The organism is Polynucleobacter sp. Latsch14-2 (genome assembly GCF_018881925.1).
GTDB lineage: Bacteria > Pseudomonadota > Gammaproteobacteria > Burkholderiales > Burkholderiaceae > Polynucleobacter.
The window spans coordinates 68,594-82,399 of sequence record NZ_JACVPL010000003.1 but is presented as its reverse complement, the minus strand read 5'-3'; the positions used below and the strand labels follow the sequence as shown (position 1 = coordinate 82,399).

Below are 13,806 nucleotides of genomic sequence, written 5' to 3'. Positions count from 1 at the left end.
AGGCTAGAGATGTTAGTTAGGATCTGTTTCGTCATTATTTCGTTATTTGGCATTTCAAGTCAATCTGCATACGCGCAGCAAGCGAAAGTTGCGCAGGATTTCCCCAATCGCACAATTAAACTGATTGTTCCGTTTACCCCCGGAGGTCCGGCTGATGCTCTAGCTAGACCGCTGGCAGAAGCTTTAAATAAGAAGTATGGCTATCAAGTGATTGTCGAGAATAAACCCGGGGCAAATGCTGCGATTGCTTCTCAATTTGTTGCAAAGTCCCAGCCTGATGGTTACACCCTATTGTTTGCTAGTGACGCTGGAATGTCTTTGGCACCCGCAACTCAAAAATCACTACCCTATAACTCAGCAAAAGATTTTGTGGGTGTTTCGATGGTTGCCCAGCTTACCCAATTATTGTTCGTTGGCGAAGCGGTCCCAGTGAAAACAATTCCTGAGTTAGTTGCCTATGCAAACAAAAATCCCAATACACTCAGTTATGCCTCTATTGGTGCTGGCAGCCAAAGCCATGTGGCCTTTGAGACCTTGAGTCGTATGCTGAAAATTCAATTGACTCATGTGCCCTACACGGGTGCCACCACCGCCTTGACTGACGTCGTTGGCGGCAATGTACAGGTCATGATGTCTACTATTTCTGGACCATTGCCTTTTATCAAGTCGGGAAAAATTCGTCCATTGGCCCTAGCTGGCCCGGAGCGAAATAAGGCCATTCCGAATGTCCCTACATTTGCCGAGGCAGGGATTGCTGGATATGAATCCCGTGGCTGGTTTGGTATTGTGGCGCCAGCAAAGACGCCTCCTGAAGTCGTAAATATTCTTTCGAAAAATATTTGGGAGATTGTTCATTCCGAGCAATACATTTCTCAAGTGATTGATCAGCATGGTTTTGATGTTGCCAAAATTCCCCCAAATGAATTTCCAGAATTCTTGGCAAATGATCGTTTGAAATGGAAGAATTTGGTTTCCCAAATGGGTGATGTATTTAATTAAAAAAATAATAGAGGACGACTGTGAATTCTGTAAGTAGCGAAGTGAGAGATGGTATGCAGATTGATTGGGATGTTGCTATCCCAATGGCTGATGGTGTGGTTTTGCGAGCCGATATATTTCGCCCTTTAGGTGATAAAAAGGTTCCTGTAATTGTGAGTTACGGACCTTATGCCAAGGGCCTAGATTTTCGTGTGGGATACAAGAGTCAATGGGCTCGCGTGGTCGAGGCTGTCCCAGAAATCTTAGAAGGCTCCAGCAACAAATATCAGAATTGGGAGTTAGTTGATCCTGAGCGTTGGGTGCCTGAAGGTTATGCATGTATGCGCATAGACTCACGAGGAGCAGGGCGCTCACCAGGCTTATTGGATTGCTGGTCACCATTGGAAACGCAAGATTTTCATGAGTGCATTGAATGGGCCGGCACTCAACCTTGGTCTAATGGCAAAGTGGGAATCAACGGGATTTCTTATTACGCCATGAACCAATGGACGGTCGCTGCAACCCAACCTCCACACTTAGCAGCCATCTGCATCTGGGAAGGTTCATCTGACTACTACAGAGAGCTTTGTCGTCACGGCGGTATTTTGTGCGACTTTCTCAATAGTTGGTACAACCGACAAGTCCTTACTGTACAAAATGGCGTTGGAGATAACGGCGCTAGGAGCGCAGTCACTGGTGTAACGATTGCTGGTCCCGATACCCTGAGCGAAGAGCAGTTGAAAAAGAATCGATTGGCAATTGATCTGGAAGCAGAAAACCGCCATTTGGTCGATGAATACTATAAGTCTCGTACTCCTGATTTTTCAAAAATTACCGTTCCCTTGTTATCTGCCGGCAATTGGGGTGGTATGGGTCTGCATACGCGTGGAAATTTTGAGGGCTATCTCAGGGCTGCATCCAAAGATAAATGGCTGGAGGTGCATGGCGATACTCACTTCACGCATTTCTACAGCACTTATGGTGTTGAGTTGCAGAAAAAGTTTTTTGCGCATTTCTTGAAGGGTGAGCAATCGGGCTGGGATCAACAGCCAAAAGTTTCATTAAATATTCGCCATCCTCATGAAACATTTAAATTACGGGCTGCTAATGAATGGCCGCTTGCCAATACTCAATGGACCAAATTTTATTTGCAGCCAGAAGAAGCAATCATTGATACAAAAGAGCCTGGCGTAATTGCGGACAGTCAAATTAGTTATGAGATTGCCGGCGACGGCCTAACCTTTTTGACCCCAGTTAGAGACTATGACTTTGAGATTACTGGACCGGTTGCAGCTAAGCTGTTCCTATCTTCTGAGACCACTGACGCTGACGTGACTTTAGCCTTGCGACTCTACGATCCTAGTGGCAAAGAGATTTCATTTATTGGTTCTAATGACCCGCGGGTGCCAGTTGGTCTTGGCTGGTTGCGGGCTTCGCATCGCAAGTTAGATCCTCAAGAAACAAAACCTTATCGCCCTTGGCATAGCCATGATGAACTTCAGCCTTTGACACCAGGGGTGCCTGTGGAGCTCGACATTGAAATTTTGCCTACTTCTATTGTGGTTCCCAAAGGATATCGCTTGGGGTTAAATGTGCGTGGCTCTGATTATGAGTTCGATGGTACTGATGCTGGAGTTGCGCATGCGCCATACCCTATGAAAGGGGTTGGACCATTTACACATACCAATGCAAGTGATCGCCCTGCAAATGTTTTTTCTGGAAAAAATACGCTTCATTTCTCAAGCAAGATGAAGCCTTATTTATTGCTGCCGATCATTCCAAAAGAATGAGATGACTTCAGAATAAGGTAGCTTTACTCAGTTAGCTGCGGAAAGTAAAAACCCCTTAAAGCTTTTGCTGTAAGGGGTTTTTTTACTGCTGCTTGTTATGGCAGCTGTTAATAATGGTGGAGTCGGCGGGAATCGAACCCGCGTCCGCAAATCCTCCACAGCAAGTTCTACATACTTAGTCATATCATTTAATTTAGCCAGTTAGTCACAGATTGACATGTTCCACACTGGCGATTCACTAAATTTTCGAACCATTTCCCGTGACATGAGATGGTCTTATCTCTTGTAAATGACCCTGACCTAGCTTTCGCTAGCTGACCCAAGAGAGAATCAGTTCAGGGGCAACCGCAATTAAGCGGCTAGTGCGTAACGTTCGTCGTTAGCAGTTATTACATTCCCATTGATTTACGAGATAACGGGTCCTCGGTATGCCCTTGATGCTTTGTAATCCACGTCGAAACCATGTCGACCCCGGAGTTCATGCATTGGAAGGTCTATTTTAAGGCCGTCAGCCTTAAATTGTTGAATATCTTGAATATTGCTAACTAAACCCTACTGGGAAAGACGATTTGTAGGAGGTCTTGTGGGGTTTGGATGAGGAAGTCTGCCCCCCAAGCCTCTGGAGGCTCTTCGCAGCCGCAGTAGCCGTAGGCAGCTGCTACCGTTTTCATGCCAGCGGCTTTGCCGGCAACGATATCCCTAATGTCGTCCCCAACGTAAAGCGACTTGCTTGGATCGATATTGGCAATTCTGGCGGCATGCAGAATGGGTTCTGGATGAGGCTTGGAATGCGGTGTTGTATCCCCTGAAACAGTCGAAACTGCCCTTTGACTGAGTCCCATGAGCTCGGTTAAAGGGTTTGTAAAGCGTTCACTCTTATTGGTCACAATGCCCCAGGACAGGCTTGCTTGATCTAGTTGGTTGAGCAAATTATCGATTCCTTCAAATAACTTGCTTTTGACTAGCAGGGCATTTTCATAGTTACTAAAGAACTCATCGCGTAAGGGTATGAAGTCTGGATGCTGCGTATCAATACCAAAGGCTCCCAAAATCAATCCTCGCGCCCCAGCGGAGGCGCAGGGGCGTAATTGCTCATAAGGCTTTAAAGGGAGATTTCGAGCGCTTAGGAGCCGGTTTGTAGCTGCCACCAAATCTGGGGCGGTATCTACCAGGGTGCCATCTAAGTCAAAGAAGACCCCGTGATAGGGGCTTTGGGATTGATTCAAGCTCTGGCTCATTTGCGTGTTGCAATCATATAGTTCACATCCACATCATCAGTAAGGCTATAAATTTGCGTTAGGGGGTTGTAGCCTAAACCTTTCATGCCAATCATCTCTAGGTTTGCTTGGCGAGTAAATGCAACAAGCTCAGATGGTTTAATGAATTTCGCGTATTCGTGAGTACCCTTTGGAAGCAGTCTGAGTAGGTACTCGGCGCCAATAATGGCAAATAAGTAGGACTTAGGGCTGCGGTTTAGGGTACTGAAAAACAAAGTGCCGCCAGGTTTACAAAGTGCTGCACAAGCACGCACAACTGATGCGGGATCTGGAACATGCTCAAGCATTTCCATGCAGGTCACAATGTCGTATTGTTCGGGTTGCTCTTCTGCCAAAGCTTCTACGGCGATAGATCGATAGCTGAGCGTTGCGCCAACCTCGAGAGCATGAAGCTGAGCAACTTTTAATGCCTTTTCAGACAAATCAATGCCACAGGTATCTGCACCAGATTGCGCCATAGATTCTGCGAGGATGCCACCACCACAGCCCACATCCAACACTTTCTTGCCGCCTAGATCCACAAAGGACTTAATCCAAGAGAGGCGTAATGGGTTGATGGCGTGGAGAGGCTTAAATTCGCTTTCTGGGTCCCACCAGCGATGGGCTAGGGCGCTAAATTTAGCAATTTCTGATTGGTCTACGTTCATGTATATCTTCGATTGGTGCTGATGTTTCGGGCTTCTTGCAAATATAGCGGAAATAAAAAAGCCCGCAAGAAGCGGGCTTTTTTACAAGTAAGTTGAATTACTTAGCAGCTGTACCAACAACTTCGATGTCGGTACGGCGGTTTTTAGCGCGGCCTTCAGCAGTTGCATTGCTTGCAACTGGATTGCTCTTGCCTTTTGATTCTGTGTAGATACGGCTACCGTCAACACCTTTGCTTGTCAGGTAAGCTTTAACTGACTGAGCACGACGTTGGCCAAGAGCCATGTTGTATGCATCTGTACCAACGCTATCAGTGTTACCAACAGCAATGATCACTTCTAATTTGATCTTGTTCAAATCAGCAGCGATTTTGTCCAAAGTGGCTTTGCCTTCTGGTTTTAAATCAGATTTGTTGAAGTCATAGAGAGTGTCAGCTTGCAAAGTAATTTTGCTTTGGCTAACGCCAGCAGCAGCGGCAGCAGGTTTTGCAGCCAAGGCACCATCACAACCAGCAGAAGCTGTTGCAGGAGTCCAGCTGCTATCACGCCAGCACAATGTGCCAGTTGCATCTTTCCAAACTAGGGCGCCGTCGCCGTTTGTCCAGTTATCAGAAGCCATTGCTGCAGATGCAGAAACAGTAATAACAGAAGCGAGCAACAGTTTTAGGGTTTTGTTCATTTTTAGTCCTCAAAAATCTCTTTTAATTAAAGTCAAACTTAAATGTAATTCGCCCTACTTTGAAGCAAAAAACCGCAAAGCGACACATCTCAATTTCGTACAAACTGACAGAATCTTAGCATAGGGGCTACCTGCCATCAAAATGATATTATTTCCAGATGGAACAAGTCGCTAAAGAAACACTACCAATATCCCTTGAAGACGAAATGCGGAGGTCCTATTTGGACTACGCAATGAGCGTCATCGTCGGCAGAGCCCTGCCAGACGTGCGTGACGGTCTCAAGCCTGTACATCGACGGGTCTTATTTGCGATGTATGAATTAAACAACGATTGGAACCGAGCTTACAAAAAATCTGCTCGTATAGTTGGCGATGTCATCGGTAAATACCATCCACATGGCGATTCTGCGGTCTACGACACCATTGTTCGGATGGCCCAAGACTTCTCTTTGCGCTATATGTTGGTTGACGGACAGGGCAACTTTGGCTCCGTTGACGGCGATAACGCTGCTGCAATGCGGTATACAGAGATCCGTCTGCGCAAGATAGCCCATGAGCTTTTGGCTGATTTGGATAAGGAAACGGTCGATTTTGGGCCAAATTACGATGGCAGCGAGAAAGAACCCCTGATTCTTCCTGCAAAAGTGCCTAATTTGCTGATTAACGGCAGTTCCGGCATTGCTGTGGGTATGGCTACCAATATTCCACCCCATAACCTAGATGAGGTGGTTTCAGCCTGTCTGCACGTGTTGCACAACCCAGAGTGCACGATTGATGAGCTAATTGAGATCATTCCTGCGCCAGATTTCCCAACCGCCGGAATTATTTATGGCGTGCAGGGTGTGCGTGAAGGCTATCGCACTGGTCGCGGTCGTGTTGTGATGCGCGCCAAAACTCATTTTGAAGATCTTGATAAGGGTGCACGTCAAGCCATCATCGTTGATGAGTTGCCGTATCAAGTAAATAAAAAGAACTTGCTCGAGCGTATTGCTGAGCTGGTAAATGAGAAAAAAGTAGAAGGCATCTCTGATTTGCGTGATGAGTCTGACAAGTCAGGCATGCGCGTCGTGATTGAACTTAAGCGCGGTGAAGTGCCTGAGGTAGTGCTCAACAATTTATACAAGAGCACACAACTACAAGATAACTTCGGTATGAATATGGTGGCTTTGGTGGATAACCAACCACGCCTGCTGAACTTGAAGCAGATGCTTGAGTACTTCTTGCAACATCGTCGTGAAGTGGTAACGCGTCGTACGATTTTTGAATTGCGTAAAGCTCGTGAGCGTGGTCATGTATTAGAAGGTTTAGCTGTCGCATTGGCAAATATTGATGAGTTCATCGCGATTATTAAAGCTGCCGCTAATCCAGTAGTGGCCAAACAAGAGTTAATGGGCAAAGCTTGGGACTCTTCGATGGTGCGTGAGATGTTGGCGCGCGCAGAGACAGATACTCCTGGCGGACGTAATGCGTATCGCCCTGAAGGTTTGTTGCCTGAGTATGGCATGCAGACAACAGGCTTATATCGTTTGTCCGATAGTCAGGCGCAAGAAATTTTGCAGATGCGTTTGCAACGCTTGACAGGTCTTGAGCAAGACAAAATTGTCAATGAGTACAAAGAAGTGATGGCGGAGATTTCTGATTTGCTTGATTTGCTTTCCAAGCCAGAGCGTGTCACTTCCGTCATTGAGAGCGAACTCAAGGAAGTGCAAGCCGAGTTCGGTATCGCAGGTGGCGATAGTGGTCGTCGTTCATTTATTGAAATGAATGCAACCGAGTTGTTCACTGAAGATTTGATCACGCCGCAAGATATGGTGGTGACGCTTTCAAATACCGGCTACATGAAGAGTCAGCCATTGAGCGAGTACCGTGCACAAAAACGCGGCGGTCGTGGCAAGCAGGCTGCAGCAACGAAGAACGAGGATTGGATTGAAACCTTATTCGTTGCTAATACGCATGACATTATTCTCTGCTTCTCTGATCGTGGACGCATGTATTGGTTGAAGGTATGGGAGGTGCCACAAGGTAGTCGCAATTCACGCGGTAAACCGATCGTCAACATGTTCCCGTTGATTGAGGGTGAAAAGATTACGGTGATTCTGCCAATCAAAGGCTATCAAGACGATCATTACGTATTCATGGCAACCAGCCTGGGTACTGTGAAGAAAACCCGTTTATCTGATTTCTCTAACCCGCGTAAAGCCGGCATTATTGCTGTGGACTTGAATGAGAATGATTTCTTGGTGGGCGCGGCGATCACAGATGGTAAGCATGATGTGATGTTGTTCTCTGACGCTGGTAAAGCAGTTCGCTTTGATGAGAATGATGTCCGTCCTATGGGCCGAACCGCTCGCGGTGTACGCGGTATGAATCTGGTCGCTGGGCAACAAGTTATCGCTATGTTGGTTGCTCCCGCTGAAGCTACTGAAGGAGCAGAGGCTGCAACGGTTGATGCTGATGGCACCCCAATTCCAAGTAGCGTATTGACAGCAACTGAAAATGGTTACGGTAAACGCACGCCAATTGGTGAGTACACTCGCCATGGTCGCGGCACAAAAGGCATGATTGCCATTCAGACAACCGAGCGCAATGGTAAGGTAGTTGCCGCTGCATTGGTATCGCCCGAAGATCAAATCATGTTAATTACCACTGGCGGAATATTGGTGCGCACGCGCGTGTCTGAAATTCGTGAGATGGGGCGTGCTACACAAGGCGTCACTTTGATTAATGTGGATGAGGGCACCCGTTTGTCCGGCTTGCAGCGTATTGCTGAAAGTGATTCAGATGAGGATGTTGATGGTGCGGAAGAGGGTGATGTATCCGCTGATCCTGCGCTCGATTCTGATAATGACGCTGCTGGTGATGCCTAAGGCATCCATTCAAGATTAGGTAGCCATCATGACGTTTGACCGCCGCATCTTTAATTTCGCAGCGGGGCCTGCTACCTTGCCTGAAGAGGTTTTGAAGCAAGCTGCTGATGAAATGCTCAATTGGCGAGGGCTTGGCACTAGCGTGATGGAAATTAGTCACCGCAGTAAAGAGTTTATGGCGGTCTATGAGGAGGTATTGCAAGATCTGCGTACCTTGATGAACATCCCAGATACCTATGAGATCTTGTTGTTACAAGGTGGTGGTATTGGTCAGAATGCCGCCATTCCAATGAACTTAATGCCATTGGGTAAGAATGGCCCGAAGGCAGATTTCATTGTGACGGGCGTTTGGTCTGAAAAATCTTTTAAAGAGGCGCAGAAATACGGTACAGCAAACTTAGTTGCTTCTTCTGCCGCTGAAAAATTTAACACCATTCCACCAAGATCTAGTTGGCAGCTATCAGATGATGCTGCCTATGTGCATTACTGCGCTAATGAAACTATTGGTGGCGTAGAGTTTCCTGATGTGCCCAATGTTGGCAACACACCTTTGGTTGCAGATATCTCTAGCAATATTCTCTCTAAACAGATGGATGTCACGCAGTGCGGCGTTTGGTTTGGCGGAGCCCAAAAAAATATTGGTCCTTCAGGCGTAACGATAGTAATCGTTCGGAAAGATTTGCTTGGTCAAGCCATGGCCATTACCCCAACTATTTGGGATTGGTCTGTGCAGGCAAATACACAGTCGATGATTAATACGCCACCAACGTTTTCGATCTACATGGCGGGACTTGGATTTAAGTGGCTACTGAAGCAGGGTGGCGTTAGAGCAATGGAGAAACGCAATCAAGCAAAAGCAGAGTTGCTCTACAACTGTATTGATCAAAGCAGTCTTTACGAGAATCGCGTTGCAAAAGAATATCGCTCGAGAATGAATGTCACATTTTTCTTAAGGGATGAGAATTTAAATGCTGAATTTTTGGCGCAATCCAATGCTGCAGGATTAGCTGCGTTGCGTGGCCATAAGGCTGCAGGCGGCATGCGAGCTAGTATCTACAATGCAATGCCCTTAGAAGGCGTCCAAGCCTTGGTTGAATTTATGCGCGACTTTGAAAGGCGGGCTTAATGAGCACTGAAGAACAACGTCTCGTACCCTTACGAGAAAAAATTGATGCCTTAGATGCTCAAATTTTGGATCTGTTAACTCAACGGGCTAAAGCTGCCCAAGAGGTCGGGCATGTAAAGGGTGGTTTTTCAACGCCCGTATTTCGCCCCGAGCGCGAGCGTCAGGTCGTCGCCAGACTGCAAGAGATCAACACTGGTCCTTTATTGTCTGATGGTGTTGCCGCTATTTGGCGTGAAATTATGTCCGCTTGCAGGGCGCTAGAAGCTCGCCAAACGATTGCATATCTAGGTCCAGTCGGCACCTTTTCAGAGCAGGCTGCGCAAACCTATTTTGGTCAGTCTATTGCTGGCTTGCCTTGCGTCAGCATTGATGAAGTATTTAAATCAGTTGAAAAGGGCGCCGCCCAATTTGGCGTGGTTCCGGTAGAAAATTCAAGCGAAGGCGCAATCTCTCGCACATTAGATTTGTTGTTGGATTCCCCTATGCAAATTAGTGGTGAGGTTGTATTGCCCATTCGGCATCATTTGTTGAGTAAAAGCGGTAATTTGGATGGCGTTACGACTGTTTGTGCGCACGCTCAAGCCCTAGCGCAATGTCAGCAATGGCTTAGTCAACATGCCCCACAATTAAAGCGACAGGCCGTTAGTAGCAATGCGGAGGCTGCCCGCATGGCTGCAAGTGATCCTACTTTGGCTGCCATTGCTGGTGATCCTGCGCAATTGGCTTATGGCTTACAGGCGGTTGCCCTGCAAATCCAAGATGATCCACATAATCGCACACGCTTTGTTGTGATTGGGAATTACCACTGCCAATCAACGGGTAACGATCAAACATCATTAGTGTTGTCCGTAGATAACCAACCGGGCGCTGTACATCGCCTGTTGGCGCCTTTGGCGAAGCACGATGTGTCTATGAATCGCTTTGAGTCGCGGCCGGCACGTAAAGGTACATGGGAGTATCACTTTTATATTGATATTGCCGGCCATGCTGAAGATGGCAAGGTGGCTAGGGCTTTAGAGGAGTTGCAAAATACGGCAGCTTTTTACAAGAAATTAGGTTCATACCCTCGTTCAGTAGTTTAATAAATTTATAACGTGCGTTACTAGTGATGACTTCAAAACTTGGCTTAAAACATATTCAGGAGATTGCGCCATATGTAGGTGGGCGCCCGATTAGTGAGGTGGCGCGTGAGTATGGTTTGGACGAAAGCAAAATTATTAAATTAGCTTCTAATGAAAATCCATTGGGTATGCCAAAGTCAGCCCATGATGCAATGCTTGCTGCAGCAAATGATTTGGGCCGTTATCCAGACTCAAACGGGTTTGAGCTAAAAAAAGTATTATCTGCGCGCTTAGATGTTCCCGCTGATTGGATTACTCTAGGCAACGGTAGCAATGATATTTTGGAGTTGGCTGCTCGTGCTGTTGCGCAATTTGATGACGCTATTATTTTTTCTCGGCATGCTTTTGCCGTTTACCCGCTTGCCTCTCAAGCGGTTGGTGCGCGCGCAGTAGAAGTCGCGCCCACACCCAACTATGGTCATGATCTGCCTGCCATGCTCAAAGCCACTCAATCGGCTGGAGATAAAGCGAAGTTGGTTTTTGTAGCGAACCCAAATAACCCGACGGGAAGTTATTTAACGCCAGCCGAGATCGAATCTTTCTTGCAAGCTGTGCCATCCAATGTGGTGGTGGTTCTGGATGAGGCTTATAACGAATACCTTGCCCCCGAACAGCGCTATGACGCCATTGCGTGGGTCAAACGTTTCCCTAATATGATTTTGTCTCGCAGTTTTTCCAAGGCTTATGGTTTGGCGGGTTTGCGGATTGGCTATGGTGTTGCTCAGCCTGAATTAACCGATTTACTTAACCGAATTCGTCAACCCTTTAATGTGAATAGTCTTGCTCAGGCTGCAGCAATCGCCTCCTTTCAGGATCACGCTTTTTTACAAAAGGGCTATGAAGTTAATCGTGCCGGCTACCATCAATTGGTCAAAGCCTTTGATGAAATGGGCTTGACCTACCTACCTTCAGCCGGTAACTTTGTATTGGTTAAGGTTGGAGAGGATGATGCTGCTGGCGCACGAGTGAACTTGGTTTTGCTCAAGCGCGGCATTATTGTTCGACCAGTTGGTAATTATGGGTTGCCACAATGGCTGCGTATTTCAATTGGTTTGCCTGAAGAAAATACAGCCTTCATCAACGCCTTCCGTGAAATTTTGGCGAAATAATGACTGCCACTCGAGCTCAATTCGGAACTGTCACAATTGTTGGCGTTGGGCTCATTGGAGCCTCCTTGGGTTTGGCTTTAAAACAGGCTGGAGTGGTAACCAAGGTTTTAGGTGTAGGTCGTAGTAAAGCAAATATTGATCAAGCACAGAAGATGGGCGCGATCGATGGTGTGGTTGATTTAGTTGAGGCTGCCAAGCAATCCGATGTAATTGTGTTGTGTGTGCCGGTTGCTCAGATGCGAGCTACCTTTGAAGCAATAGAACCTCATCTTGAATCTCAGACCATGATTACCGATGCGGGTAGCACTAAAGGTGATGTAATCTTGGCCGCTAAGGAAGTGTTGGGCAAGAAGGCTTGTCAATTCGTGCCGGCTCATCCCATTGCCGGTGGTGCACAGCATGGTGCCAGTGCCGCTAAGGCGGATTTATTTCAGGGTAAGCAAACGATTATTTGCCCTATACAAGAAAACTCTCCACAAGATACTGATCTCATTATTCGTTTTTGGGAATCGACTGGCTCAGTAGTGAAGAAAATTTCAAGTACGCAGCATGATGCGATTTATGCTGCCGTTTCTCATTTGCCGCACATTCTGTCTTATGCCTTAATGGCTAGCGTAGTCAATTCTGAAGATGCCGAGCAAAAACTCAGTCATGTTGGAGCCGGGTTTAAAGATTTCACGCGCATTGCTGCATCTAGTCCAGAAATGTGGCGCGATATTTGTTTAGGTAACCGCACTGCAATCCTAAAAGAGTTAGATCAGTACTTGGCCATCGTGAGCCATATGCGTAAATTAATTGCAGAGAATGATGGCGTCGGTTTAGAAAAATTATTTAATAAAGCAAGCAAGGCGCGTCAAGACTTGGATGGCCTTTGATGAGTGCTTTACCTAGTATTAAGATTGGCCCGTTTACTCGCGCTCAGGGCTCGATTATTTTGCCTGGCTCTAAAAGTATCTCGAACCGTGCCTTGCTTTTAGCGGCTCTTTCATGCGGGGAAACTACCCTGACTAATTTATTGGATGCGGATGACACGCAGGTGATGCGCAATGCTTTGCGCACATTGGGATTGTCGATCGTAGATCAGCCCGATCATGTATGTATTGTGAATGGTTGTGGCGGCCAGTTTCCTGTTCGCGAAGCTGACCTCTTTATGGGTAATGCTGGGACAGCCATTCGCCCTCTAACTGCAGCACTGGCGATGCAGGGTGGTAACTATCGTTTATCGGGCGTAGCTCGAATGCATGAGCGCCCCATTCGTGATCTAGTCGATGGTTTGCGTCAGGTTGGCGCTGATATTGCTTATGAATTACAGGATGGTTATCCGCCGATCCAGATTTCTGCAGCACAGATTCATATTAAAGAGGTGGTCAAAGTACGTGGAGATGTTTCTAGTCAGTTTCTCACGGCATTACTAATGGCGCTGCCCCTCGTGGCGCAAGAGCCGGTTCGCATTGAGGTGATCGGTGAACTGATTTCACGTCCTTATATCGAAATTACATTGAAGTTAATGGCGCGCTTTGGTGTCAATGTGACATGTCCAGATGCCCAGTCTTTTGTAATTCCAGCAAAGAATTCTGGTGCTATGTACCAAAGCCCAGGTCAGCTATCTGTTGAGGGCGATGCATCTTCGGCATCCTATTTCTTGGCGCTGGGCGCAATTGGCGGCAGCTCAGTTCGTGTACTTGGTGTTGGGCGCGACAGTATCCAAGGCGATGTTGCGTTTGCGGATGCGCTTGCTCTAATGGGCGCCAACATTAGCTCGGGTAAAGATTGGATTGAAGTTGCCGGTGTTAACAATCCCAATGGAAAACTCAATGGCATCACGATTGATTGCACAGAGATTCCCGACGCTGCGATGACTTTGGCTGTTGCCGCATTATTTGCTGATGGTCAGACTCGTCTTAATGGAATTGCGAGTTGGCGAGTTAAAGAAACTGATCGAATTGCGGCGATGACAAAAGAGCTCAGGAAAGTTGGAGCTGATGTTGTGGAAGGTGAGGACTATATTATTGTCAGCGCCCCTAAAAAATTGGGCGACTGGCGCTCACCCTCGGATGGTATCGATACTTATGATGACCATCGTATGGCAATGTGTTTTTCTTTGGCGGCTTTTGGTCCGAATAGTTTGATGATCAATGATCCTAATTGCGTTGCCAAGACTTTCCCTGCCTACTTTGCAGAGTTTGCAAAGATTGCTTCTTAATTCCCCACTGTC

Annotated in this window: 11 protein-coding genes and 1 other RNA gene; 8 read left to right on the top strand and 4 right to left on the bottom strand. The window is 47.0% G+C overall.

The genetic code is table 11. The features are described 5' to 3' along the window. The first annotated feature begins 9 nt into the window (after positions 1-9). Both ICN46_RS04185 and ICN46_RS04180 read left to right on the top strand, forming a co-directional pair. Entirely contained in the window at positions 10-999 is a 990-nt protein-coding gene (locus tag ICN46_RS04185) for a Bug family tripartite tricarboxylate transporter substrate binding protein (protein WP_216204934.1), read from the top strand. Positions 1,000-1,019: 20 nt separating this feature from the next. Further along, the gene (locus ICN46_RS04180) at positions 1,020-2,768 is read left to right on the top strand and encodes a CocE/NonD family hydrolase (RefSeq protein ID WP_370625477.1); all 1,749 of its coding nucleotides are present in this window, start codon (positions 1,020-1,022) and stop codon (positions 2,766-2,768) included. A gap of 114 nt (positions 2,769-2,882) precedes the next feature. Here ICN46_RS04180 and ssrA read toward each other — a convergent pair. From ssrA to ompA, 4 genes are all read right to left on the bottom strand, one after another. Next, positions 2,883-3,241, bottom strand: a transfer-messenger RNA (tmRNA) gene (ssrA, locus tag ICN46_RS04175). Positions 3,242-3,313: 72 nt separating this feature from the next. Next, positions 3,314-4,006, bottom strand: coding sequence for an HAD family hydrolase (locus ICN46_RS04170; protein ID WP_216204931.1), 693 nt, complete (start codon positions 4,004-4,006; stop codon positions 3,314-3,316). Then, the gene (gene ubiG / locus ICN46_RS04165; RefSeq protein ID WP_216204927.1) at positions 4,003-4,692 is read right to left on the bottom strand and encodes a bifunctional 2-polyprenyl-6-hydroxyphenol methylase/3-demethylubiquinol 3-O-methyltransferase UbiG; all 690 of its coding nucleotides are present in this window, start codon (positions 4,690-4,692) and stop codon (positions 4,003-4,005) included. Before ubiG ends, ICN46_RS04170 begins: the two co-directional genes overlap by 4 nt. A 97-nt stretch (positions 4,693-4,789) precedes the next feature. Then, positions 4,790-5,368: an outer membrane protein OmpA gene (gene ompA / locus ICN46_RS04160; RefSeq protein WP_216204924.1), complete on the bottom strand. Its 579-nt coding sequence runs from the start codon at positions 5,366-5,368 to the stop codon at positions 4,790-4,792. A gap of 158 nt (positions 5,369-5,526) precedes the next feature. Between ompA and gyrA the strand changes: the two genes are divergently transcribed. Genes gyrA through aroA form a run of 6 tightly spaced genes read left to right on the top strand, consistent with a single transcriptional unit; the run spans position 5,527 to position 13,794 of the window. Then, the gene (gene gyrA, locus ICN46_RS04155; RefSeq protein ID WP_216204921.1) at positions 5,527-8,235 is read left to right on the top strand and encodes a DNA gyrase subunit A; all 2,709 of its coding nucleotides are present in this window, start codon (positions 5,527-5,529) and stop codon (positions 8,233-8,235) included. Positions 8,236-8,263: 28 nt separating this feature from the next. Then, positions 8,264-9,361, top strand: coding sequence for a 3-phosphoserine/phosphohydroxythreonine transaminase (gene serC / locus ICN46_RS04150; RefSeq protein ID WP_216204917.1), 1,098 nt, complete (start codon positions 8,264-8,266; stop codon positions 9,359-9,361). Further along, entirely contained in the window at positions 9,361-10,443 is a 1,083-nt protein-coding gene (gene pheA / locus ICN46_RS04145) for a prephenate dehydratase (protein ID WP_216204913.1), read from the top strand. Before serC ends, pheA begins: the two co-directional genes overlap by 1 nt. A 26-nt stretch (positions 10,444-10,469) precedes the next feature. Next, positions 10,470-11,591 carry a histidinol-phosphate transaminase gene (gene hisC, locus ICN46_RS04140; protein WP_216204907.1) on the top strand — a complete coding sequence of 374 codons (1,122 nt, stop codon included), beginning with the start codon at positions 10,470-10,472 and terminating at the stop codon, positions 11,589-11,591. Continuing rightward, entirely contained in the window at positions 11,591-12,466 is an 876-nt protein-coding gene (locus ICN46_RS04135) for a prephenate dehydrogenase (protein WP_216204904.1), read from the top strand. Before hisC ends, ICN46_RS04135 begins: the two co-directional genes overlap by 1 nt. After that, positions 12,466-13,794 carry a 3-phosphoshikimate 1-carboxyvinyltransferase gene (aroA, locus tag ICN46_RS04130; protein WP_216204901.1) on the top strand — a complete coding sequence of 443 codons (1,329 nt, stop codon included), beginning with the start codon at positions 12,466-12,468 and terminating at the stop codon, positions 13,792-13,794. The genes ICN46_RS04135 and aroA overlap by 1 nt, the downstream gene beginning before the upstream one ends. Positions 13,795-13,806: the final 12 nt, after the last annotated feature.

Bases quoted from the DNA above. Each gene is read 5' to 3' on its own strand.
- ICN46_RS04185 (WP_216204934.1), top strand. From the start codon at position 10: ATGTTAGTTAGGATCTGTTTCGTCATTATTTCGTTATTTGGCATTTCA.
- ICN46_RS04170 (WP_216204931.1), bottom strand. From the start codon at position 4,006: ATGAGCCAGAGCTTGAATCAATCCCAAAGCCCCTATCACGGGGTCTTC.
- ubiG (WP_216204927.1), bottom strand. From the start codon at position 4,692: ATGAACGTAGACCAATCAGAAATTGCTAAATTTAGCGCCCTAGCCCAT.
- ompA (WP_216204924.1), bottom strand. From the start codon at position 5,368: ATGAACAAAACCCTAAAACTGTTGCTCGCTTCTGTTATTACTGTTTCT.
- gyrA (WP_216204921.1), top strand. From the start codon at position 5,527: ATGGAACAAGTCGCTAAAGAAACACTACCAATATCCCTTGAAGACGAA.
- serC (WP_216204917.1), top strand. From the start codon at position 8,264: ATGACGTTTGACCGCCGCATCTTTAATTTCGCAGCGGGGCCTGCTACC.
- pheA (WP_216204913.1), top strand. From the start codon at position 9,361: ATGAGCACTGAAGAACAACGTCTCGTACCCTTACGAGAAAAAATTGAT.
- hisC (WP_216204907.1), top strand. From the start codon at position 10,470: ATGACTTCAAAACTTGGCTTAAAACATATTCAGGAGATTGCGCCATAT.
- ICN46_RS04135 (WP_216204904.1), top strand. From the start codon at position 11,591: ATGACTGCCACTCGAGCTCAATTCGGAACTGTCACAATTGTTGGCGTT.
- aroA (WP_216204901.1), top strand. From the start codon at position 12,466: ATGAGTGCTTTACCTAGTATTAAGATTGGCCCGTTTACTCGCGCTCAG.